General features: G+C 42.2%; 23 protein-coding genes and 1 other annotated feature. All 23 genes read right to left on the bottom strand.

The features are described 5' to 3' along the window. Positions 1-103: 103 nt before the first annotated feature. Positions 104-727, bottom strand: coding sequence for an orotate phosphoribosyltransferase (pyrE, locus tag ACXAF2_RS18695; RefSeq protein WP_475140916.1), 624 nt, complete (start codon positions 725-727; stop codon positions 104-106). Further along, positions 728-1,435, bottom strand: coding sequence for an orotidine-5'-phosphate decarboxylase (gene pyrF, locus ACXAF2_RS18700; protein ID WP_475140918.1), 708 nt, complete (start codon positions 1,433-1,435; stop codon positions 728-730). Beyond that, the gene (locus ACXAF2_RS18705) at positions 1,407-2,348 is read right to left on the bottom strand and encodes a dihydroorotate dehydrogenase (RefSeq protein WP_475140919.1); all 942 of its coding nucleotides are present in this window, start codon (positions 2,346-2,348) and stop codon (positions 1,407-1,409) included. The genes pyrF and ACXAF2_RS18705 overlap by 29 nt, the downstream gene beginning before the upstream one ends. Next, entirely contained in the window at positions 2,345-3,118 is a 774-nt protein-coding gene (locus ACXAF2_RS18710; protein ID WP_475140921.1) for a dihydroorotate dehydrogenase electron transfer subunit, read from the bottom strand. Before ACXAF2_RS18710 ends, ACXAF2_RS18705 begins: the two co-directional genes overlap by 4 nt. Then, on the bottom strand, positions 3,115-6,327 hold the full coding sequence (carB, locus tag ACXAF2_RS18715; protein WP_475140923.1) for a carbamoyl-phosphate synthase large subunit: 3,213 nt from the start codon (positions 6,325-6,327) through the stop codon (positions 3,115-3,117). Before carB ends, ACXAF2_RS18710 begins: the two co-directional genes overlap by 4 nt. Further along, a complete protein-coding gene (locus ACXAF2_RS18720; RefSeq protein ID WP_475140924.1) occupies positions 6,320-7,411 on the bottom strand; it encodes a carbamoyl phosphate synthase small subunit in 1,092 nt (363 codons plus the stop codon). Before ACXAF2_RS18720 ends, carB begins: the two co-directional genes overlap by 8 nt. Beyond that, complete coding sequence (locus ACXAF2_RS18725) at positions 7,408-8,694, bottom strand: dihydroorotase (protein ID WP_475140926.1); 1,287 nt, start codon at positions 8,692-8,694, stop codon at positions 7,408-7,410. The genes ACXAF2_RS18720 and ACXAF2_RS18725 overlap by 4 nt, the downstream gene beginning before the upstream one ends. A gap of 16 nt (positions 8,695-8,710) precedes the next feature. Beyond that, entirely contained in the window at positions 8,711-9,589 is an 879-nt protein-coding gene (locus ACXAF2_RS18730; RefSeq protein ID WP_475140928.1) for an aspartate carbamoyltransferase catalytic subunit, read from the bottom strand. 162 nt (positions 9,590-9,751) lie between these two features. Beyond that, positions 9,752-11,080, bottom strand: coding sequence for a uracil-xanthine permease family protein (locus ACXAF2_RS18735; RefSeq protein WP_475140930.1), 1,329 nt, complete (start codon positions 11,078-11,080; stop codon positions 9,752-9,754). A 148-nt stretch (positions 11,081-11,228) separates the two neighbouring features. Beyond that, a complete protein-coding gene (pyrR, locus tag ACXAF2_RS18740; protein WP_113968281.1) occupies positions 11,229-11,774 on the bottom strand; it encodes a bifunctional pyr operon transcriptional regulator/uracil phosphoribosyltransferase PyrR in 546 nt (181 codons plus the stop codon). A 186-nt stretch (positions 11,775-11,960) separates the two neighbouring features. After that, positions 11,961-12,872 (bottom strand): RluA family pseudouridine synthase, encoded by a 912-nt coding sequence (locus ACXAF2_RS18745; protein ID WP_475140932.1) that lies wholly within the window; start codon positions 12,870-12,872, stop codon positions 11,961-11,963. Continuing rightward, on the bottom strand, positions 12,820-13,338 hold the full coding sequence (lspA, locus tag ACXAF2_RS18750; RefSeq protein ID WP_475140934.1) for a signal peptidase II: 519 nt from the start codon (positions 13,336-13,338) through the stop codon (positions 12,820-12,822). The genes ACXAF2_RS18745 and lspA overlap by 53 nt, the downstream gene beginning before the upstream one ends. Before the next feature lie 108 nt (positions 13,339-13,446). Further along, positions 13,447-13,728 carry a hypothetical protein gene (locus ACXAF2_RS18755; protein ID WP_148968678.1) on the bottom strand — a complete coding sequence of 94 codons (282 nt, stop codon included), beginning with the start codon at positions 13,726-13,728 and terminating at the stop codon, positions 13,447-13,449. A gap of 132 nt (positions 13,729-13,860) precedes the next feature. After that, positions 13,861-16,632 (bottom strand): isoleucine--tRNA ligase, encoded by a 2,772-nt coding sequence (ileS, locus tag ACXAF2_RS18760; protein ID WP_475140936.1) that lies wholly within the window; start codon positions 16,630-16,632, stop codon positions 13,861-13,863. Positions 16,633-16,738: 106 nt separating this feature from the next. Next, positions 16,739-16,977 (bottom strand) — a binding site (T-box leader). 50 nt (positions 16,978-17,027) lie between these two features. Then, a complete protein-coding gene (locus tag ACXAF2_RS18765; RefSeq protein WP_098350955.1) occupies positions 17,028-17,543 on the bottom strand; it encodes a DivIVA domain-containing protein in 516 nt (171 codons plus the stop codon). Positions 17,544-17,632: 89 nt separating this feature from the next. Continuing rightward, entirely contained in the window at positions 17,633-18,403 is a 771-nt protein-coding gene (locus ACXAF2_RS18770) for a YlmH family RNA-binding protein (RefSeq protein WP_475140939.1), read from the bottom strand. Between the two features lie 96 nt (positions 18,404-18,499). Further along, positions 18,500-18,763 carry a YggT family protein gene (locus ACXAF2_RS18775; protein WP_148968675.1) on the bottom strand — a complete coding sequence of 88 codons (264 nt, stop codon included), beginning with the start codon at positions 18,761-18,763 and terminating at the stop codon, positions 18,500-18,502. A gap of 8 nt (positions 18,764-18,771) precedes the next feature. Next, on the bottom strand, positions 18,772-19,215 hold the full coding sequence (locus ACXAF2_RS18780) for a cell division protein SepF (RefSeq protein WP_113968289.1): 444 nt from the start codon (positions 19,213-19,215) through the stop codon (positions 18,772-18,774). A gap of 16 nt (positions 19,216-19,231) precedes the next feature. Further along, positions 19,232-19,906: a YggS family pyridoxal phosphate-dependent enzyme gene (locus tag ACXAF2_RS18785; protein WP_475140941.1), complete on the bottom strand. Its 675-nt coding sequence runs from the start codon at positions 19,904-19,906 to the stop codon at positions 19,232-19,234. Further along, positions 19,903-20,730 carry a peptidoglycan editing factor PgeF gene (gene pgeF / locus ACXAF2_RS18790; protein WP_475140943.1) on the bottom strand — a complete coding sequence of 276 codons (828 nt, stop codon included), beginning with the start codon at positions 20,728-20,730 and terminating at the stop codon, positions 19,903-19,905. Before pgeF ends, ACXAF2_RS18785 begins: the two co-directional genes overlap by 4 nt. A 50-nt stretch (positions 20,731-20,780) precedes the next feature. Next, positions 20,781-21,068 (bottom strand): YlmC/YmxH family sporulation protein, encoded by a 288-nt coding sequence (locus tag ACXAF2_RS18795; RefSeq protein WP_148968672.1) that lies wholly within the window; start codon positions 21,066-21,068, stop codon positions 20,781-20,783. Positions 21,069-21,505: 437 nt separating this feature from the next. After that, on the bottom strand, positions 21,506-22,354 hold the full coding sequence (sigG, locus tag ACXAF2_RS18800; RefSeq protein ID WP_222928655.1) for an RNA polymerase sporulation sigma factor SigG: 849 nt from the start codon (positions 22,352-22,354) through the stop codon (positions 21,506-21,508). 129 nt (positions 22,355-22,483) lie between these two features. Continuing rightward, a complete protein-coding gene (sigE, locus tag ACXAF2_RS18805; protein ID WP_113968294.1) occupies positions 22,484-23,203 on the bottom strand; it encodes an RNA polymerase sporulation sigma factor SigE in 720 nt (239 codons plus the stop codon). Between the last annotated feature and the right edge of the window lie 12 nt (positions 23,204-23,215).

Below are 23,215 nucleotides of genomic sequence, written 5' to 3' on the forward strand. Positions count from 1 at the left end.
GTATGAATGAAGCATTTTCACTCAGTCTGAAAAAGGGTGGGAGTGCTTTTGTTTTTCCCTCATAAAAAACTAAAAGCAACTCACAAAAGAGTTGCTTTCCACCTTAACTGCCCCATTTCTCCGGGTTTTCACTCCAAAGCTTCAATTGTTCAAGCTCTTCTTCCCGAATGATCGAGTTTTGAAGCGCTACATCCAATAAGCTTGAGTAATCGGAGAGAGCATATGCCTTTATATCATGATCTTCAAGCATGCTTTTCCCTTTTTCTAACTCGTAGGTAAAAATGGCAGCCACCCCTAATACGTCGCAGCCCGCTTCTCTTAAGGCGTTTACAGCTGTGATACAGCTACCGCCTGTCGAGATGAGGTCTTCAACCACGACCACTTTTTGACCAGGAGTTGCTTTCCCTTCAATTTGCTTTCCTTTTCCGTGAGCTTTCGCTTTCGAGCGAACATAACACATCGGCAGGTTTAGTTTTTCACTTACCCATGCAGCATGTGGAATTCCAGCTGTTGCAGTCCCTGCAATGACTTCCACATCCGGGAACTGCTTCTTAATAATCTCAACAAGGCCCGTAGATATTTCATCCCGCACAGCAGGATAAGATAAGGTCAGTCGATTATCACAATAAATCGGGGACTTGATTCCTGATGACCATGTAAAAGGCTCCGACGGGTTTAAGAATACGGCTTCGATGTCTAATAATTTTTTGGCGATTTCTTGTTTCATTTAGAGGCCCTCCCATTCATGTACAATTCGTTCATATGCTTCCACAGGATTACTTGCTCCAGTAATACTTCTTCCTACGACAATGAAAGAAGATCCCATTTCTTTTGCCATACGTGGTGTGGTGACTCTTTTTTGGTCTCCTTTTTGATCATCTGGTAGCCTGATCCCAGGAGTGACCCGAATAAAATCTTCACCACAATGTTCTTTTATAAGAGAAGATTCGTGAGGAGAACATACCACTCCATCAAGACCAGCCACTTTGGACAGGTGGGCATAATGTAAGACAGATTCATTGATCGTTTTAGGTATTAGTTGCTCTTCCTGCATTTGTTCTTCCGTTGTTGACGTTAACTGGGTGACGGCAATCAGTTTTGTGCGTGAATGATTGGCTGGTGTGCCGGCGTGTAAACCTTCCAATGCCTTTTCCATCATTAAACTTCCCCCTGCAGCATGCACATTGATCAGATCAAGGTCGAACCCGGCAAGTCCCTTCATGGCGCCGTATACTGTATTGGGAATGTCATGTAGCTTTAGGTCAAGGAAAATACGATGATTTTTATTTAAGATCTTTTCAATGATAACCGGTCCATTTTGAAGGTACAGCTCCATACCGACTTTTACATTTAAACTCTCTGAAAATTGATCTAAAAAGATTGATGTCTTCTCCCACGTTGGGAAATCAAGAGCTATAAACGGCTTTTGATTCATGCTTCCCCCAGCTCCTTCCGGTCAGTTGAGATATATGGGCCACTCCCAATTCATCAAGTAATGGAGGTAAATCTTTTATGATGCGTTGACACACGAATGGATCCACAAAGTTTGCTGTTCCGACGGCCACGGCACTTGCTCCTGCGTAAAAATATTCAATCACATCTTCAGCAGTTTGTATGCCCCCCATTCCGATAATCGGAAGATCCACCTGTTGACTTACTTCATAAATCATACGGATCGCAACCGGTTTAATGGCTGGGCCGGATAATCCCCCTGTTTTATTTGCCAGGATCGGCTTTCCAGTCTTCATATCCAGTCTCATCCCGAGGAGTGTATTGATCATCGTAAGGCCGTCTGCTCCCCCTGCTTCGACAGCCTTGGCCATTTCGACAATATTGGAGACATTCGGTGATAGCTTTACATAAAGTGGGACATGGGTGACTTCTTTTACTCTCTCGGTCAATTCTTTTGCCACTTCGGGGATGGTACCGAAGGCTATTCCCCCTGTTTTTACATTTGGGCAAGAGATATTCAATTCAAGGGCCTTAACGTTTTCAGCGGTTGAGATGACTCTTGCCACCTCCACGTAATCCTCCATTTGGGAACCAGCCACATTTGCAATGATCGGTACATCGTACTTGGAAAGCCATGGAAGCTCGTTTTCCATCACCCCTGTGAGTCCGGGATTTTGTAACCCAATTGCGTTGAGCATCCCTGCATTCGTTTCTGCAACACGTGGAGTCGGATTTCCAAAACGAGCTTCTTCCGTCGTCGCTTTGATCATGATAGCCCCGAGCTCGCTTAAATCATAGAATTGACTGTATTCACGTCCAAATCCAAAGCAGCCTGATGCCGGCATGACCGGGTTTTTTAATGATAATCCCGGTAATTCGATTTTTAATGATTTCATAAAAGCACCACCCCTACAGGAAATACAGGTCCGTCACTGCAAACCTTAACATAGCTTGACCCTTGTGGATCGTCCTGTTTGTGACAAACACAAGCGAAGCATGCACCAATTCCGCATCCCATTCGCTCTTCTAAAGAAATGAATCCGCGTCTGTCACCCAATTGGGATTGAAGTGCTTTCAGCATCGGAGTCGGACCACATGAGTAGAACACATCAAATTCCGGAGATTCTTTATGAAAGACATCTGTTACAAAGCCGGAAGTTCCGAGTGTTCCATCCACTGTAGCGACAAAGGTTTCCCCCAATTCTCTGAACTTGTTCACATAGAAGCTTACGGATTCAGTTTGAAAACCGAGGATGTGCTTCACAACCCAACCATTTTCAACCAGCTGTTTAGAAAGACCATAGAGGGGAGGAACTCCAATTCCCCCACCTACTAATAGAGCGGTCCTTCTGTCACTTTCCACTGAGAACCCATTTCCAAGAGGTCCTAAAACATCTATCATTTCACCATTTTTCGTTTGTGAAAGAATTGTCGTCCCTTTTCCTTCAGCTCGGTAGATCAATGTCATGGTGAGTTCTTCATGGCTATGGGAGGCGATGGAAATCGGCCTCCTCAATAAAGGATCGATTCCCGTACCCACTTTCATATGGACAAATTGTCCGGGAGCTTTGATCTCTCTCACCAATTCTCCTTGTAGAACTAATTCAAAGATGTTTTCAGCTATTCTTTCATGAGAAAGCACCACCATCTTTTCATTTACGATCATTGAAAAACCGCCTCTCTCATTTTCGGTTGTGATGGAAGAGCCTCAGCAGAGAATGTCATGGATTCAATCACTCGCAGGATGGCTTCTGCTGTGTCCAGTGATGTAAGACATGGGATGCCGTTTTCCACTGATTCTCTACGGATTCTAAATCCGTCCCGGGCAGGTTGTTTTCCTTTTGTCAAAGTATTGATGACCAGCTGTGTTTCTCCACTTTGGATGATATCCAACAGTGTTGGTCCGCTGGAACCGATTTTATCCACTTCACGTACGGCAATATTTGCTTTTGTCAGGTGCTCGGCCGTACCTTTTGTTGCAAGGATTTGATACCCGATATCGATAAATCGTTGCGCCAGGAGAACCGCTTCGTCTTTGTCTTTATCGGCTACGGTCATAAGTACAGATCCATATTCTTTCATTTGCATTCCTGCTGCAACCATTCCTTTGTAGAGGGCTTTTTCCAGTGTAAGGTCTTTGCCCATAACTTCACCTGTTGATTTCATTTCAGGCCCTAAAGTGATGTCGACCCGTCTTAGCTTGGCAAAGGAGAAAACAGGAACCTTCACATAGACACCATGTTTTTCAGGTATTAGTCCTGATTTATATCCTTGATCCTTCAGGGAGATTCCAAGGATGGACTTGGTTGCAATATTCGCCATAGGTACATTGGTGATTTTACTGATGAATGGCACTGTACGGCTGGAGCGTGGATTCACTTCCAGAACAAATACTTCGCCTTTCGAGATGACATATTGGATATTCAGTAACCCAACAATGTTTAGCCCTTTTGCGAGTCGTGTCGTGTAATCGACTATGGTTTGCTTCTGTTCCTCTGTCAACTGCTGTGGAGGATACACCGCGATGGAATCTCCGGAGTGAACCCCAGCCCGTTCGATATGCTCCATGATTCCAGGTACGACTACGTCTACTCCGTCAGAAATCGCATCCACTTCAATTTCTTTCCCAATCAGGTATCGGTCGATTAAAACCGGATGCTGCGGGTTGACCTTTACTGCATTCTTCATGTATTGAAGCAGCTCTTCTTCTCGGTAAACAATCTCCATGGCTCTTCCACCAAGGACGTAAGATGGTCTGACCAGCACCGGGTATCCGATGTGTTCAGCAATGGAAAGGGCTCCTTCAACTGATACCGCTGTCTTTCCTTCAGGTTGAGGAATGCCAAGTTCGTTCAGAGTGTGTTCGAATTTATCCCGGTTTTCTGCACGATCTAAATCTTCAAGGGATGTACCGAGAATCGTGACTCCTCTTCTCACCAGCTCATCAGCAAGATTGATGGCGGTTTGCCCACCAAACTGCACGACAACTCCCTTAGGCTTTTCAAGATCAATGATGTGCATGACATCTTCTACCGTAAGAGGTTCAAAGTATAATTTATCCGAGATACTGAAGTCAGTCGAAACCGTTTCTGGATTGTTATTTACGATGATCGCTTCATACCCCGCTTCTTTAATGGCCCAGACAGAATGAACGGTTGCGTAATCAAATTCAACTCCCTGACCGATCCTGATCGGTCCTGACCCAAGAACGATGACACTATCCCTTGATGTGACCTTGGATTCATTCTCATCTTCATAAGTTCCATAGAAGTAAGGAGTTTCTGATTCAAACTCAGCCGCACATGTATCTACCATTTTATAGACAGGTGTTAAATCATTTTCTTTTCTCCAGCTATACAATTCTGCTTCTGTACTATTCCATAGCTTGGCAATGGTGATGTCTGAGAAGCCCATTCTCTTTGCTTTTTGAGCCAAGTCAAAGTCGAAGGGATGCAAGGTCAATTCCTTTTCAAAATCTACAATTCGATTCATTTTATACAGGAAGAAAAGATCGATTTTGCTCCAATCGTGAATGGTTTCAATCGTCACTCCTCTTCTAAGTGCTTCCCCGATATAGAAGAGTCGTTCATCTCCTGCTTTGCGGATTCTCTTCTCGATCCACTCGTCTGTAAATTGCTCAGCATCACTTAACTCCATATGGTACGTATTGCTTTCGAGGGAACGGATCGCTTTAAGAAGTGACTCTTCGAACGTTCGTCCAATCGCCATTACTTCACCGGTTGCTTTCATTTGCGTACCCAGGTTACGCTTGGCAGCTTCAAATTTATCAAACGGCCATCTTGGGATTTTCGTCACTATATAGTCCAGAGCAGGTTCGAATGATGCATATGTTTTACCTGTTACAGGATTCATCATTTCATCCAGGGTCAGTCCTACTGCAATTTTTGCTGCAAGCTTGGCAATTGGGTATCCCGTTGCTTTTGATGCAAGCGCAGATGATCTGCTCACCCTAGGGTTCACCTCTATGATGTAATACTGGAAGCTGTCAGGGTCCAGGGCAAGCTGTACGTTACAGCCTCCTTCTATCCCTAACTCACGGATAATATTTAAACTTGTATTCCGCAGCATTTGATACTCACGGTCACTTAACGTTTGACTTGGTGCTACAACAATCGAATCTCCCGTATGGATCCCAACCGGGTCGATGTTTTCCATATTACACACCACGATGGCGTTATCGGATGCGTCTCTCATAACCTCATATTCTATTTCTTTAAAGCCTGCAATACTTTTCTCCAGTAGACATTGAGTTACAGGACTATATTTCAATCCTGAGCTTACAATCTCTACCAATTCTTCTTCGTTGTGGCAGATTCCACCACCAGTTCCACCCAATGTATAAGCAGGACGGACGATGACCGGATAGCCTATTTCATTCACAAATTGATAAGCTTCATCTAAGGAATGAATGATTTCACTTTCCGGAACGGGCTCTCCCATTTCATTCATCAAGTTTCTGAACAAGTCACGGTCTTCCGCTTTCTCGATCGCAGAAAGCTTCGTTCCGAGAATTTCAACTCCGCATTCTTCTAAAACTCCCGATTTAGCAAGTTCAACAGCCAGGTTCAATCCTGTTTGACCACCTAATGTAGGAAGTAGGGCATCCGGTCGTTCTTTACGGATGATCCTGGTGACAAACTCCAGTGTCAGTGGTTCGATATACACTTTGTCTGCCATTTCAGCGTCGGTCATGATTGTAGCCGGGTTTGAGTTTACTAGAATAACCCGGTAGCCTTCCTCTTTTAAGGCAATACACGCTTGAGTTCCTGCATAGTCGAATTCTGCCGCCTGTCCTATGATGATTGGTCCACTTCCGATAACTAAGATGCTTTTGATGTCTGTACGTTTAGGCATGTTGAAGCTCCTTTCTTTTCTCGTCTTTCATAAGTTGTAAAAAATCATCGAATAAGTAATTTGAATCCTCAGGTCCAGGAGATGCTTCCGGGTGATACTGAACCGTGAAGGCAGGGAAGTCTAAATGCTTTAAACCTTCTACTGTTCCATCATTGATGGCCATGTGAGTGACTTGAAGCCTTGTTCCTGCCAATGACTTTTCATCTACAGCATAGCCATGGTTCTGGGACGTCAGTGCTACTTTTCCAGTTGTCAGATCTTTTACCGGATGGTTGCCTCCGCGGTGACCAAATTTCATTTTGAAGGAGTCTCCCCCACATGCCAGAGCAAACAACTGATGCCCTAAACAAATTCCGAACAGTGGAATTTCCCCCAGTAGCTCTTTAATGGTCTCAATCGCTTCCGGTACATCTTTCGGATCCCCCGGTCCATTTGAGAGCATGATCCCGTCAGGCTGCAAGCGACGGATCTCTTCCGCTGATGTATGATAAGGAACCACAATCACGTCACAATCACGCTTGTTTAATTCTCTCAGGATTCCATGCTTCATCCCAAAATCCATTAACACGACACGATATCCTCTTCCCGGACTGGCATATGCTGTTTTCGTTGAAACCTGCATGACTTGATCGGTTCTTAGTGCAGTATCATGCAATTTCTCAAGCATTTCTTTTGGATCCAACTCTGCTGAACAAATGATGCCTTTCATTGCCCCATGCTGTCTGATGATCCTGGTTAACTTTCTTGTATCGATATCAGAAATGCCTGGAATTCCTTTTACTTTTAATAATTCATCCAATGTTGATTCATTTCTCCAGTTAGAAGGAAAATCTGCAACTTCTCTTACAATGAATGCTTTGATAGCCGGAGTGATGGACTCAAAATCGTCGCGATTAATTCCATAGTTCCCTACGAGGGGATACGTTAAAGTGACTAGCTGTCCACAGTATGATGGGTCTGATAGAATTTCCTGATATCCTGTCATACTTGTGTTGAATACCACTTCTCCAATCGTCTCTTTGTTCGCTCCAAAGCCTTCTCCTACGAATACTGTTCCATCATCTAAAATGAGTTGTCTTTTCATTGTTTGTTTCCTCCTTCATTCCATACAAGAGATCCCTGATAAAAAGTAGCTTTCGGAAAGCCTTTACACTCCCACCCTTTAAATGGAGTGTTTTTTCCTTTTGATAAAAATCCATCTGGGTCAATCACTTTTTGTTCATGTATATCTATAAGCGTAAAATCAGCTTCTCCTCCTACTTCTAGTAGTCCGAACGGAAGGTTAAAGGCTTTGCTTGGTTTAATCGTCATCCAATCAATTAACTGCTTTAACGTAAAGATCCCCTTCTCTACAAAGTGTGTGTAGAGTAACGGAAAGGCTGTTTCTAATCCAACAATTCCGAAAGGAGCGAGCTGCATCCCTTCTGATTTCTCAGCTTCAGTATGAGGTGCATGATCCGTTGCAATAAAGTCTATGGTTCCATCAAGCAACCCTTCTATTAACGCTCGCTGATCTTCTTTGCTTCTAAGCGGCGGGTTCATCTTGAAATTCGGATCAAGACCCGGAATATCCTCTTCACATAAGAGAAGATGGTGTGGTGTTACTTCAGCTGTCACATTGATCCCGGCTTTTTTAGCATCGCGGACCACTCTTACTGACTCTTTCGTTGAGATATGACATACGTGATAATGCACCCCTGCGGCTTCTGCCAGCAGCACATCCCGGGATATATGTACGGCCTCACAGATGGAAGGTATTCCTTTCAGGTCATGCTCTTTGGAGAATGTTCCATCATGGACCGCTCCTCCATAAATCAAGGTATTCTCTTCACAGTGGGCCACTATGGATGCATTGATGCCGGCTGCCTTCTTCATGGCTTCAAACATCATGCCTGCCGATTGCACCCCTACCCCGTCATCTGTGAAGGCAAATGCTCCATTTTCCTTTAAGGAAGGTAAGTCATTAAGCGTTTTCCCAATTTGTCTCTCTGTTATGGCGGCATAAGGTAACACGCGAACACTGGCTGTTTCAGAGATTTTCTTGTTAAGGGCTTGCAGATTTTCTACAGAGTCAGGTACGGGTCTTGTATTGGGCATTGCAGCGATGGTCGTGAAACCACCCTTGGCAGCAGATTTTGTTCCCGTTTCGATCGTTTCTTTATGTTCGCCCCCCGGTTCTCTTAAATGGACATGAAGATCAACAAATCCTGGGGAAATCAATAACCCATCTGCTTGAAATTCCTGGTGATCGGTACGTTTGAGGTCTGTTCCCATCTCGATGATTTTCTGATTCTCCACCTTTACATCCACTATCTCAAGATCACCATTCTTTGATAGAATACGTGCATTTCGGATTAACCAATTCATTTCAAATTCCCCCTAGTTAGTTGGTTTCAAGTGCTCTCTTTAACACAGCCATTCTGACGAATACTCCATTTTCCATCTGCTTAAAGATTCTTGATTGATCACATTCCACCAATGAATCTGCAATTTCAACTCCACGGTTGACCGGTGCCGGATGAAGAATGATACCCGTTGGTTTCATTCGTGCTCTTCGACTTTCCGTCAAACCAAAGCTTTCATGGTATTCTTCTTTCGTTAAGCTTGAGGTACTATCGTGGCGCTCATGTTGGATTCTAAGTAACATGACCACATCGGAGTCTGCTATACACTTATCTATCGGTACATATTGATGTTGATCCTGTGATGGGAACCATTCCCTTGGTCCGGAGAACATCACTTCTGATCCCAGTTTTATTAACGCTTCTGCATTGGATCGTGCCACTCGGCTATGGGCAATGTCTCCAATGATCGATACCTTCAGTCCTTCAAACCCTCCAAATTCTTGGCGAATGGTCAGCAGGTCCAAAAGGCATTGAGTGGGATGATTACCACAGCCGTCGCCTCCGTTGATGACGCTTATGTTAAGTGGTTTAAGTTCGTCGAAGTATCGTTCAATGGAGTGCCGGATGACTACGGTTTCGACGCCGATGCTTTCTAATGTTTTCACCGTGTCATACAAGCTTTCTCCCTTTTGTACACTTGAAGTCTGTGCTTCAAATGGGATCACCTCGAGTCCAAGTTTCCTTTCCGCCATTTCAAAACTGCATTTCGTCCGGGTACTTGCCTCGAAGAACAGATTGGCTACATATTTATTGGAGCCTTCCTTCCATGTTTCTCCCTCTTTAAAGCGTTCAGACGCATCTAATATTTCAATGATTTCCTCTTTTGATAAATCATTCATTGTCAACAAGTTCTTCATCATGGGACAACCCTTTCTTCTCTTCTTTCAAAAAAACACCCTGCCAATTTCCTGACAGGGTGTTTTTAAACATGCCAACAGGGACAGTGCGAAAAATCCCACGTGCCTGGCTTGTTCAAATTCACCCTTCCTAGACTCTCTGGACCATGTTAAAAGGTGCTTCTATGCTACATCATGCTTAGCATTTTCTTCTTCGAATAAGTTGTTTTCCCCTTCGCTTTCTTCTCTGCCTGGTAAGACAAGGTTAAGGAGAACTCCGACAATTGCCGCAAGCGCCATTCCTGATAAGGATACTTGTTCGTTGACCTTCACGAATGCCCCTCCTACCCCGATCACCAGGATCACTGAGGAGATCACAAGGTTTCGCTTGTTTCCTAAGTCTACTTTGTTATCAATCAGCATGCGCAGTCCGCTAGAGGCGATGATTCCGAACAGAAGGATGGACACTCCACCCATGACGGCTGATGGAATCGATCCAATCAAGGCCGTTATCTTGCCGATAAACCCGAACATGATGGCAAGCACCGCTGCTCCTCCGATGACGAATACGCTGAATACGCGTGTTATGGCCAATACTCCAATATTTTCACCATACGTTGTATTAGGTGGTCCACCTAGAAAGGATGCAATCACAGTTGCTACCCCATCCCCAAGAATGGAGCGGTGAAGGCCTGGTTTTTCAATGAAGTTTCGTCCTACTACTTTACTTAGAACCATCTGGTCTCCAGTATGCTCTGCCAAGGTTACGAGGGCAACAGGTACCATGATGGACACGATTTCCCAAGAGAAGCTTGGCGTGTAGTCAACGAATGGGATAAAGAAGTCCGGTATTTGTAAGAGCGGAGCATCCAACACCTGTTGAAAGTTCACTAATCCCGCAAAAACCGCTATGATATAGCCTCCAACGATTCCGGCTAAAATCGGCACCATACCCAGAAAGCCTTTAAAGTATATTGAGCAAATCACCGTAATGGCGAGAGTGGCAAGAGCTACCATGAAGTGGGTGTTGCTGTAAACCAATTCTTCTGCTCCAGGATTTTCATACATGGCCATATTAACAGCCGTTCCTGCCAGCCCTAATCCAATAACCATAATCACAGGTCCTACAACGATCGGCGGAAGAATCCGCACAAGCCATTTCAGCCCCAGTTTCGAGATGAGCAATGCTACGATACCGTACACTATTCCGGCGAGAAAGCTTCCCATCATGGCCGCCTCAGGACCTCCAAAGCTCTTTGCAGCAAGAATAGGTGCGATGAATGCGAAGGATGATCCTAAATATGCAGGGATTCTACCTCTTGTAATCAAGAGGTAAGCAAGTGTTCCTAATCCACTTGAGATTAGGGCAACCCCGGGGCTTAGCCCTACTAGGAATGGAACCAATACCGTAGCCCCAAACATGGCGAATAAATGCTGTATGCTCAATGTGATCCATTTTCCTACCTTCGGCACCTCTTCTACGTCTAACACAACTTGATGATTTTGATTCATTTATTTTTCCTCCTCTAATACCCAAATTTCCCCATAAAAAAACCCTCTTTGTCCTAAAGAGGGCACAAAGAGGGTACAAGAAGGCCTATTTCTACCTTCATTCCCATCCTTTGTCAGCCTCACGGGACCACTCTTAAAAGGACTTACGTTATTCTTTTTCGTGAATTGCAACAATATCTTCCTGATCGACTTCAGTTAAGGCAACCATGATTTTTTCAGAGCTTGATGTAGGAATATTCTTTCCGACAAAGTCAGCTCTTATCGGTAATTCTCTATGTCCCCGGTCAACCAGGACTGCAAGTTGAATCTGACTTGGTCGTCCAAGATCCATCAATGCATCCAAGCCTGCCCGGACCGTTCTTCCTGTGAATAATACATCGTCTACCAGGATGACTTTCTTGTTCGTAATATCAACTGGCAGGTCAGAACCTTTAACCTCTGGTTCATGATCCTCTGTTTTCTTTGATAAATCATCCCGGTATAGGGTGATGTCTATTTCACCTACGGGAATTTGCTCACCTTCAATATCATGAATCCGCTCAGCTAATCGATTAGCGATGTAAATGCCTCTTGTTTTAATACCAACCAGAATACAATCTTCAATTCCCTTGTTACGCTCGATGATTTCATGGGCTATTCTTGTAAGCGCTCTTCGAATGGCAGGTTGATCCAGAACTGTAGCTTTTTTAGTCATTTACGCCACCTCGTTTCTTTAAATAAAAAATCCCTCTCACCGGATGGATGAGAGGGCACACTTATCGTTGTAATCTGATTGCACGCCAAAATAATTTGGTCGTACATGCTCCTTCTCAGCCTCACGGGACCGTATTAAAGGTTACTTATTCAATTAACTAAATCATAAAGGTCCAGTCGAAATTTGTCAACGATTATTTTCAAGATGCTTTACAAGTTTAGTGAACTCCTGAGGTAACTCCGCTTGAAATTCCATATATTCATCTGTTCTTGGATGGACAAAACCTAACACACCAGCGTGAAGGGCCTGTCCTTCAATGCTCAATGTCTTTCGTGGTCCATACTTAGGATCCCCCGCAAGCGGGAAGCCGATATACTTCATATGCACACGGATTTGATGCGTTCGACCAGTCTCCAATTCACATTCGACTAATGTGAAATCTTTATACCGATCCAACACTCTGAAGTGTGTCACCGCTTGTTTGCCGTTATCCACTACAGCCATACTTTGGCGATCTTTAGGGTCTCTCCCGATCGGAGCATCAATGGTGCCGTATTCGTGGGGAATAAGGCCATGTACGATGGCTGTATATTTTCTTGTTACGGACTTTGCTACAAGCTGATTAACCAAATGCTCGTGAGCCATATCGTTTTTCGCCACCATCAGTAAGCCTGAAGTGTCCTTATCAATACGGTGGACGATCCCTGGTCTCAGAACTCCATTAATGCCGGATAAATCCTTACAGTGAAACATCAATCCATTCACCATTGTCCCTGAATAATGCCCTGGTGCGGGGTGAACGACCATTCCCTTTGGCTTGTTTACAACAATGACATCCCCATCTTCATAGGCAATATCGAGATTGAGGTCTTCCGGCTCTACATCCAACTCTTCGGGTTCCGGGATCGAAACCTCGATTACTGCATCCGCTGGACATTTAAAATTAGGTTTGACTGCCTCGCCATCGACTTTAATATGACCTTCTTTTATCCATTGTTGAACCTGTGAACGGGACCATTCCTTGTTCAACTGACTTACGACTTTATCAATTCGTTCTCCCTGGTCTTCCTGCTGTATGTTGTGCTGAATTACTTCCATTTTTGTTCTCCTTCTTTGCTTTTCGTTCGTCTAAATACATGTAAATTAGTAACAATACTACTCCAATGGTTAATGCTGCATCGGCAATATTAAAGATCGGAAAATCATAGGAAAAGATGTATGTATTCAAGAAATCAACCACTTCTTTTCGAAAGACACGGTCAATAAAGTTTCCAATAGCTCCACCAAGCATAAAGGCTAAACTTAAACTGAATAAAGAATGCCCTTTTGCGTGGACTTGCATATAATACACGATACCTACAATCACTACTACTGTAATAATGTAAAAAAACCACATTTGCCCTTGAAGTATTCCCCATGCTGCACCTTGATTTCGATGAGAAGTAAGATATAAAAAATCGTCAATGATCTTTATACTTTCTCCTTCTGTCATTCGTTTCACAACCAACCATTTTGTTAATTGATCGAGTCCAATCACAACCAAAGCCAATAAATAATAAAACACAAAGGCAACCTCCGAACATCGTAAAATGATTACCTTTGCATTTTAGCATAAAAGGGGAAATAAAGACACTTAAACTAAATGAGAAGGATGAAACCTGCGCTTAACTTCTCAGGAATAAGATGAAATCTTTCCAAATCGTCTCCACTCCAATGCATCATGAAGCGTTGAGCAGGTCGGGTTCATCTTTATGAAATCAAAGGGGATTTCTTCTCCGCTCATTTCACAATAGCCGTATTGATTATCTCTAACACGATTTAGGGCTTGCTTTACTTCGGTAATTTCATCATCAATATACTGCTGAATTAAAGGATGTTGAGATCTACTTGCCTCCAGCTCTTGCAACGATGTTGTCAGCTCTTGAACAATGGATGTGTATCGGTCATATGTCATCTGTGATCCCTCCATTTATAGTATGGGGGAAACACACCTGAAAATTGTGTTGCAAGATATAGCAATTTTGGAATTAGAAAAGGAAAAATAAAAAAGGCTGACCCACATAAAATGCAGGTCAGCCTTTCGGTATTAAGCCAGGTGAGAATAACTTTCTTTCACTACTGATGCACAGCGTGTGCAAAGCGTCGGATGATCCTTATCCTCACCCACTGTGGTTGTGACAACCCAACAGCGGTCACATGTTTCACCCTCGGCTTTTTCCACGACAATATTGTTTTCACCAAGACTTAATGCATGCTCTGGTGCATCGTCCACTGCTCCACCGATTTCAAAGGCGGACACGATGAACAATTGTTTTAAGTCTTCCTTAATGGAACCGAGTAAAGCTTTTGTTTCATCATTCACGTAAAGAGTCACTTTAGCCGTTAATGATTTCCCGATCATCTTCTGATTGCGAGCTTCTTCAAGAGCCTTTAATACATCATCTCTTAACTCAAGGAAAGCATTCCATTTCTTCTTCAACTCATCAGAATTTCTTAACTCTTGCACTTCAGGCATATCAGTAAGTTGAACACTTTCTCCCTCTACTCCAGGGATATGAGCCCACACTTCATCAGCTGTATGAGAAAGGATTGGAGACATCAGTTTCGTAAGAGCAACCAGGGATTCATATAACACAGTTTGAATGGCACGACGCTCTTCATGATTTTCTGACTCGATATATAGAACATCCTTCGCAAAGTCTAAATAGAATGAACTTAAATCAAGCGTACAGAAATTATTTACAGCGTGATAGATGCTTGCAAACTCATATCTGTCGTATGAATTTCTCACATTTTTTACAAGATCATTCAGCTTTACAAGCATGAATTGATCCACGTCTCTTAATTGATCGAAGGATACCGCATTGGTACTTGGATCAAAGTCAGAAAGGTTCCCTAATAAGAAACGGTACGTATTACGGATTTTACGATACACTTCAGCCACTTGCTTCAAGATTGGATCTGATACACGAACATCCGCTTGATAATCAACCGATGCAACCCATAGGCGAAGGATATCGGCTCCAAGCTGCTTCATCACTTTTTCAGGAACGACTACGTTCCCTAATGATTTACTCATTTTTCTTCCGTCCCCATCAAGAGCAAATCCATGACTTAACACGCCTTTATATGGAGCTTTACCCGTCACAGCTACACTTGTAGTCAAAGAAGAGTTAAACCATCCGCGATATTGGTCAGATCCCTCTAAATAAAGGTCTGCAGGACGCTGCAGGTCATCTCTTTCTTCAAGTACCGCTTGATGTGAGGAACCTGAATCAAACCAGACGTCCATGATATCCTGTTCTTTTGTGAACTTCCCATTCGGACTTCCTTCATGGGTGAATCCTTCAGGTAGAAGATCCTTCGCTTCTTTTTCAAACCAGATGTTTGATCCATGTTCACGGAAGAGCTTCGATACATGGTCGATTGTTTCATCTGTAATGATTTCCTGGCCATTTTCAGCATAAAATACCGGGATTGGCACTCCCCATGCACGTTGTCTTGAAATACACCAGTCTCCACGGTCTCTGACCATATTATATAGGCGTGTTTCCCCCCAAGCAGGCACCCATTTCGTTTCATTGACAGCTTCCAGAAGTTCTTTACGGAACTTATCGATTGACGCAAACCATTGTGCCGTCGCTCTAAAGATAACAGGCTTTTTCGTACGCCAATCATGTGGATAGGAGTGAGTGATAAAGTTAAGCTTTAATAATGCTCCTGTTTCCTGTAACTTATCGGTAATCGGCTTATTGGCTTTATCATAGAACAAGCCTTCAAATCCAGGTGCTTCCGAGGTCATTACTCCTTTATCGTCTACAGGACATAACACATCCAGACCATATTTCTTTCCTACCAGGAAGTCATCTTCCCCGTGTCCTGGTGCAGTATGAACACACCCTGTACCAGAATCAGTTGTGACATGTTCGCCAAGGACAACAAGTGAATCCCGATCATATAATGGATGTTTCGCCACGATATGCTCAAGCTCCGCACCTTTAACCTTATTGGATACTGAGTAATCTTCCCATTCCAGATTCTTTGCAACTTCTTCCAATAAATCTTCTGCTACTACATAGCTGCTTTCTTTCACATTGACAACGACATAGCTTAAATCTTCATGCACGGCAATTCCCAGGTTGGCAGGGATCGTCCAAGGAGTTGTCGTCCAGATGACTAATTGAGTCCCTTCTTCAAGAACACCCTTACCTTCTGTAACGGCGAAACCAACGTAGATGGAAGGAGAACGCTTATCCTGATACTCGATCTCTGCTTCTGCTAAGGCTGATTCACTTGAAGGAGACCAGTACACTGGCTTTTTACCTTTATAGATATAACCTTTCTTTGCCATATCACCAAACACTTTAATCTGTTGAGCTTCGTACTCAGGCTTTAAGGTGATATATGGATTATCCCAATCCCCACGGACCCCTAATTGTTTGAATTGAGTGCGTTGATTATCAACTTGCTCATAAGCATATTCTTCACACAATTTACGGAACTCAGCGATCGTCATTTCTTTACGCTTCACGCCTTTGTTCGTTAACGCCTGCTCAATCGGTAAACCATGAGTGTCCCAGCCTGGAACATAGGGTGCATGGAATCCGCTCATGGATTTATAGCGGACGATAAAGTCTTTAAGAATTTTATTTAATGCGTGGCCCATATGAATATTTCCATTCGCATATGGAGGTCCATCGTGAAGAACAAATAATGGACGATCACTCGTTCTCTCCTGCACTTTTTGATAAATATCCATTTCTTCCCATTTCTTCTGTGTATCCGGTTCCCGTTTCGGTAAATTTCCTCTCATCGGAAATTCCGTCTTGGGCATTAATAATGTATCTTTATACTCCATGAAATCTTCCTCCTAAACGTTTCTCTTAATTGCCATCTTTTCTAAATCCCGTGAATCTTAATCAGGCAATCCCTTTTGCAAACAAAAAAAAGCTTCCTCATCCCTGGAAAGGGACGAGAAAGCTTTTCCCGCGGTACCACCCTCATAAAGATCGAAATCGATCTTCACTTGTATTGATTCGTAACGTGAACAAGACGCTATTCATTACTCTCCAGAAAGTGAAATTCATGAATAGAGCTCGAGGGTGATCTTCCGTACCTTTGTTCCTTGTCGGGCTTCCACCGCCCCCGACTCGCTAGAAAGGAAATATTATAAGAAACGTACTGTCCCTGTCTTAGCATTCATTATGGCAATTTAGATTGTTGTTCAATTATATGAAAATATTGCGCTTTTCGTCAAGACAATGTCTCTTCTTCTTTTAAAGTTTTTAAATCTGTTGCGTCTAAATCGAATTCCATTAATTGATCCCAGTCATTTGTGTCAAGTAAATCAAGCTGAGCTTCGATTAACATTTTGAAACGAGTCCGGAACACCTTTGACTGCTTCTTGAGCTCTTCAATCTCAATGGCAATCTTGCGGGCTTTAGATAATGATTCGTTTACGATACGATCAGCATTCTTCTCGGCTTCCTTAATGATCAGCTTCGATTCTTTCATTGCATTACGCTTAACTTCTTCCCCTGCTTCTTGAGCAATGACGATTGACTTGTTTAACGTTTCCTCGATGTTTGTAAAATGACCTAAACGTTCATTCAAGGAGTTTAAACGTTCTTCCGTTTCCTTCTTCTCGCGGATAAGAATTTCATAATCCTTAATAATTTGATCTAAAAATTCATTAACCTCGTCCTCATCATAACCACGAAAGCCACGACTAAATTCTTTATTATGTATGTCTAATGGCGTTAAAGGCATGGGAGCCACCTCCAGTACTTGGTGAATTACATATTTATTATAACTAAAATTTCGACAGTATGTGGGAGAATTCCTTTAATTTTCTTAAATTATTTCAGTATTCCAACAGAAATTCGCCATTTATCCCGTTTCGTTCTTCCTTCAATGGACAATAACTTACTCCTTCCATACCCTCTGGCTGAAATTACATCACCAGCTTCTACTTCAAACGAGGCATTTTCGACTGTTTTCCAATTGACTTTTACATGATTGCTTTTGATCAATGTTTGAGCTTTTTGACGGGAATCATTATAGATTGCTGCGAGAACGACATCTAACCGCAGGGAAGTTACTGTAGTCACTTTTTCCATCCATTCTTCCTTGCTCTCGATTCGATCCTTTATTGGAATATCCTTCATGGAAATCTTCGCTTTGCCTATTTGTGTGAGTTCCATCCTGATGTATTCAGAAATCTCATCTGCAAGCATGAGTTGAATGGTATCGTCCTCCGATAAAATATCCCCGAATTTTTCCCGTTTCAACCCTAATGACATGAGAGTCCCTAATACCTGTCTATGCTCTATTGTAACAAACTTGGACGGGTACTGTATTTCAAATAACTTAATACCAAAATCTTCTTCCTCAGGCTGAAAATAAGAAGGATATAATAATGCTCTCTTCCTCTCCGTATTCTCAGGATAAAAGGAGAAAAGAATTTCGTCGTTGTTTCCGATGATCGATTCGACAATATACTGTTGTCTCGGATCCAAAAAGTCTGTACGTTTGGCTGAATATTGATTTTCCACTGCCTGTTTCCACTCCAGTACAGCATCTACAAACTCTTTCTCATCCGGCCTGAAATGTTGATAAATTGAAGACACATGCTCACCTCCTATGTGATTCACCCAAAATAAAAGAACTGAAACTCTCTAGCCGGTTTCAGTTCTTTAAAGGAAATTCGATCTCAAAATTCTCAATTATATAAGCCATCTAAATAATTGGTATAACCCAGATTGCGCCAAGTTCAATACAATGAATGCCACGATTGGTGAAATATCAATCATCCCGATTGAAGGAACGAAACGTCTGAACGGCTCTAAATACGGTTCGCATATTCTAGATAAGAACTGACCAATCGCCGACTCCCTTGCATTTGGAAACCAGGACATTAATATATATATGATTAAAGCCCAGGAGTATATTTGTATAAGGTTCGATAAAATCTCATAAAGCAACACCATAATTTACATTACCACCTCGAATCTGATAGATCTTCTTCTTTCAAGAACTCAGAGATATTCCCGCTCACTTCCACATTATCAGGCGTACAAAGAAAAATATTATCTCCTACACGCTGAATGTCGCCGCCAATTGCATACACAGTTCCACTTAAAAAGTCGACAATGCGTTTCGCTTGATCATGTTGAATCCGCTGTAAGTTTACCAGTACAGAGCGTCTATTCTTTAAATGATCAGCGATCTCTTGAGCTTCGGCATACACTCTTGGCTCAACCAGGATCATCTTAGATGACTTTTGAACACTTTGAAGACTTACAACATTTTGTTTAGAATTTGAAAGCTGCGACTTCATGGGCTTTTTCTCCTCGTATTCTTCTTCAAACTTTTCTTCTTCATAATCATATTCATCTTCATCCAGTAAAAAGAACGTTTTAAACTTTGACTTGATACCCATTTGTATTCATCCCCTCTCAGTCATTTCCAACTAATGCAGTTCCAATACGAATAAATGTAGCTCCCTCTTCGATTGCAATCATGTAATCATTGCTCATCCCCATTGATAATTCTGTACAAGGGGCATATGGAAGGTTTAATGCGTTGATTTCTTCCTGGATTGTTTTCAACTGTCTAAAACAAGTCCTTAAGAATGGTTCATCGTCCGTATGTGGAGCCATCGTCATTAATCCTACGACTTTAATATTTGTGAAGTCTTTTAGACTCACAACAAATTCTTTTACCTCTTGAGGTGATAACCCATGTTTAGAATCTTCTCCCGAAACATTCACTTGAACAAAACAGGACACAGGCTTGTCCGCTCTTTTATGAATTTCTTTGGCTAATGACAGACGATCCAGAGAATGTATGTATGATACTTTATCAATGATGTTTTTTACTTTTCTAGTTTGCAGAGATCCAATAAAATGCCAATGGGGTTTGTCCTGTAGAACATCCCATTTGGAAAGCAGTCCTTCATCACGGTTCTCACCTAAATGCATGAGGCCGGCTTCGACAGCTTCTTCGGCTCTCTCAATTGAAACGTATTTAGTGACCGCTACAACATGTACGTCTTCAGGGTTTCTTCCTCTGCTTTCACATGCGTTTTCAATATTTTTCTGGATGGTTTTGAGTTTTTCAGTTACCTTCATATTTTTTTCTCCTTCCAGCCAATGAAGCTCATGATTCTTCCTGTTTTCCCACCATCTCTTCTGTAGGAGAAAAACTCATTGTGACAGGATGAACAATAACTAGAAGTGTGGATTTGTTCAGCATTTAAGCCAGTTTTCACTAAAAGCTGTTCATTCAATTTCTTCAAATCGAGGTAATATTGACCCTCTTCCTTTAAATTATAGGGTAAGTTGTTTTCATCTTCTAGTGTTTTTTTCACTTTATCGATCACATAGTCATCAACTACATAGCAATTCTTACATATGGATGGCCCGATCACAACCTCCAGGGAAGACTTGGAGGCCCCTTTCTCTATATAAGCATCGACCATTTTGGGTCCTATTTTTAAAACTGTACCTTTCCATCCCGCATGGGTCAAACCAATTGTACCCGTATCTCTGTCCAGAAAATAGAGGGGAACACAATCCGCATAGCACATCGTCAAAAGAATATTCTCATTTTGAGAAATAAAGCCATCCGTATCTTTAATGCTGGTATGATAATGCTCTGCACCTTTTCCCTTGTCAACTTTTCCTACTGTATGAATGTTGTTTCTATGAGTTTGTTCAGCAGCTACCCATGATTCAACAGGCATCATCAAACTGGAAGCAAGTGATTGACGATTATGAACCACTGAAGATTCAACGTCTCCCACGTGCAATCCCATATTGAAAGAGTGAAATGGTCCGGTACTGACACCACCCCATCTTGTAGTGATCCCTGCAACTAGCCCAGGATTATTTTTCGTCCATGTATCTATCGAATAATAAGATTCTGTTTCTCTATTGAAAGGCTCCTTTGACACGTTGAGTCTCCTTCGTTTTTATTAAGTGTACCATATTCCCTGAAGATTCGTCATGTATCGGGGGCTTGTTTCGGTTCCTGAAGTTGACCTTGAATATAATGACTTTCTTTATATCTGACCAGAATAACATCTTCCCCTATTTTTACAATACTGCTCCAAGGAATCACAATATCTTCATCTTTTCCGAAGAAACCCAATATCTTTCCTCCACCACCGATGACAATGGCCTCAATTCTACCAGTATCCAGGTTTATTTCTATATCCCCTATATTCCCTAATTTTCGTCCGTCAGAAATACTCACAACATCTTTCACCTGAAATTCAGATATGCGTACCATCTGTTTTCCCCCTCTCTTCTTGTTGTTTCTTATTGTGTACTTTATATTCAATGACTGTTCATTCACCCAATTCAAGTAGTTATTACTAGTGTATGCAACAAAAAAAAAGGCAGACCTACCCGAAGGAGATCTACCTTTCTTTTCTTACATGTAGCGATGACTAATCGAGCCGCCTCCGCTTTTCGATTGTCCAGCTGCAGGGCTTAGAGGCTCGAGGTCATAAGTCAAACCTTCCAAAAAGGCAAAGAACGCCTTTCCGGATGGTTTGACTTATGCTTGTCGCCTCTGGGCAAATCCCTTCCGCTTTTCGATTGTCCAGCTCCGGCGGCTAGCCACTCGAGGTCACAATAGGAAACCCCCATAAGGCAAAAATCGCCTTTTGGGGGTTTCCTATAGTGCTTGTCGGGGCTGATCGAGCCGCCTCCGCTTTTCGTTTCTTATTGAATATTTTTGTTCATTTGTTTGATTGCTGCTTTTTCCAGTCTTGATACTTGCGCTTGAGAGATGCCGATCTCGTCAGCCACTTCCATTTGAGTTTTCCCTTGAAAGAAGCGTTTACTGATAATGAGTTTTTCACGATCATTCAATCGTCTCATCCCTTCTTGAAGGGCAATTTCTTCAATCCAATGGAAATCACGGTTCTTTTCGTCGCTTAGTTGATCCATCACAAATATTGGGTCTCCCCCATCATTATATATGGGTTCAAACAGTGAGACGGGATCTTGGATGGCATCCAATGCAAATACGATTTCTTCGTGGGATACATCAAGAACTTTCGCAATCTCTTCTGCTGTGGGTTCCCTGGATGTTTCCCCCATCAATTTTTCCCTTACTTGCAGAGCTTTGTACGCAATATCCCGTAGTGAGCGAGATACCCTGATTGGGTTATTGTCTCTTAAATACCTACGGATTTCCCCAATGATCATCGGAACCGCGTATGTAGAGAAACGAACGTTTTGACCTAAATCAAAATTATCGATGGATTTCATTAATCCGATACACCCTACTTGAAATAAATCATCAACATACTCACCACGGTTATTAAAGCGTTGAATTACACTTAAGACGAGGCGCAAATTCCCATTTACAAGTTTTTCTCTTGCGGTAATGTCGCCCGCTTGCATTTGCTTGAATAGTACTCTCATTTCATCATTTTTGAGAACTGGTAATTTGGAAGTATCTACACCACAAATCTCGACTTTATTACGTGTCATTCTTTCCCCTCCTTGTAGGAGCTGCTGTACAAAATTCAGTATTTCCTTGGAGAGGAAAAATATGCATTTCATTCTGGCAAGTAATGTTTCATACTCTTCAAATCCCTTAAGATATCTGGATAAATTCACATAAAAAAATTTTAATTGGTTTTCAACAAAAAAACTGACCTTTTCTATAGAGAAGGTCAGTTTTAAGTCAGGTTATACCATTTTATTAAATTCCTTTTTTAGACGCTTAATAATCCTCTTTTCTAACCGCGAGATATAGGACTGGGAAATTCCAAGCATATCCGCTACATCCTTTTGGGTTTTTTCTTCTTCTCCCATTAGTCCAAAACGCAGCTCCATGATTTGTTTTTCACGATCAGAAAGCTGGTGGAGAGCGTTAAAGAGCAATTTTTTGTCTACGGTCGCTTCAAGATCTTTTGTTATAATATCTTCATCTGTTCCGAGGACGTCCGATAACAGTAATTCATTTCCGTCCCAATCAATATTGAGTGGTTCATCAAACGAAACTTCGGAACGGATTTTATTGTTTCTTCTTAAGTACATAAGAATTTCATTTTCTATACACCTGGATGCATACGTAGCTAATTTGATTTTTTTCTCTGGATTGAATGTGTTAACTGCCTTTATCAAGCCAATCGTACCGATGCTGATCAGGTCTTCAATATTAATTCCTGTATTTTCAAACTTCCTGGCGATATATACAACTAACCTTAAGTTTCGTTCAATCAACAGAGAACGGGCAGCTTTATCACCTTTAGGCAATTTATTGAGTAATACTTCTTCCTCTTCTTTCGTCAATGGAGGGGGAAGTGCTTCACTACCACCTATGTAGTAAATTTCATCTGTCTTCAGTCCAAGCTTGATTAACAGTTTGTACCAATAGTACAAAAATTTAAATTTGAATTTTTTCATTGTTGCTCCCCC

It is taken from the genome of Rossellomorea sp. ABR4_004 (genome assembly GCF_056159585.1).

Coding starts and splice junctions, on each gene's coding strand:
- pyrE (WP_475140916.1), bottom strand. CDS start 727: ATGAAACAAGAAATCGCCAAAAAATTATTAGACATCGAAGCCGTATTC.
- pyrF (WP_475140918.1), bottom strand. CDS start 1,435: ATGAATCAAAAGCCGTTTATAGCTCTTGATTTCCCAACGTGGGAGAAG.
- ACXAF2_RS18705 (WP_475140919.1), bottom strand. CDS start 2,348: ATGAAATCATTAAAAATCGAATTACCGGGATTATCATTAAAAAACCCG.
- ACXAF2_RS18710 (WP_475140921.1), bottom strand. CDS start 3,118: ATGATCGTAAATGAAAAGATGGTGGTGCTTTCTCATGAAAGAATAGCT.
- carB (WP_475140923.1), bottom strand. CDS start 6,327: ATGCCTAAACGTACAGACATCAAAAGCATCTTAGTTATCGGAAGTGGA.
- ACXAF2_RS18720 (WP_475140924.1), bottom strand. CDS start 7,411: ATGAAAAGACAACTCATTTTAGATGATGGAACAGTATTCGTAGGAGAA.
- ACXAF2_RS18725 (WP_475140926.1), bottom strand. CDS start 8,694: ATGAATTGGTTAATCCGAAATGCACGTATTCTATCAAAGAATGGTGAT.
- ACXAF2_RS18730 (WP_475140928.1), bottom strand. CDS start 9,589: ATGAAGAACTTGTTGACAATGAATGATTTATCAAAAGAGGAAATCATT.
- ACXAF2_RS18735 (WP_475140930.1), bottom strand. CDS start 11,080: ATGAATCAAAATCATCAAGTTGTGTTAGACGTAGAAGAGGTGCCGAAG.
- pyrR (WP_113968281.1), bottom strand. CDS start 11,774: ATGACTAAAAAAGCTACAGTTCTGGATCAACCTGCCATTCGAAGAGCG.
- ACXAF2_RS18745 (WP_475140932.1), bottom strand. CDS start 12,872: ATGGAAGTAATTCAGCACAACATACAGCAGGAAGACCAGGGAGAACGA.
- ACXAF2_RS18755 (WP_148968678.1), bottom strand. CDS start 13,728: ATGACATATGACCGATACACATCCATTGTTCAAGAGCTGACAACATCG.
- ileS (WP_475140936.1), bottom strand. CDS start 16,632: ATGGAGTATAAAGATACATTATTAATGCCCAAGACGGAATTTCCGATG.
- ACXAF2_RS18765 (WP_098350955.1), bottom strand. CDS start 17,543: ATGCCTTTAACGCCATTAGACATACATAATAAAGAATTTAGTCGTGGC.
- ACXAF2_RS18775 (WP_148968675.1), bottom strand. CDS start 18,763: ATGGTGTTGCTTTATGAGATTTTATCGAACCTTATACAAATATACTCC.
- ACXAF2_RS18780 (WP_113968289.1), bottom strand. CDS start 19,215: ATGGGTATCAAGTCAAAGTTTAAAACGTTCTTTTTACTGGATGAAGAT.
- ACXAF2_RS18785 (WP_475140941.1), bottom strand. CDS start 19,906: ATGAAGGTAACTGAAAAACTCAAAACCATCCAGAAAAATATTGAAAAC.
- ACXAF2_RS18795 (WP_148968672.1), bottom strand. CDS start 21,068: ATGGTACGCATATCTGAATTTCAGGTGAAAGATGTTGTGAGTATTTCT.
- sigG (WP_222928655.1), bottom strand. CDS start 22,354: ATGAAATGCATATTTTTCCTCTCCAAGGAAATACTGAATTTTGTACAG.
- sigE (WP_113968294.1), bottom strand. CDS start 23,203: ATGAAAAAATTCAAATTTAAATTTTTGTACTATTGGTACAAACTGTTA.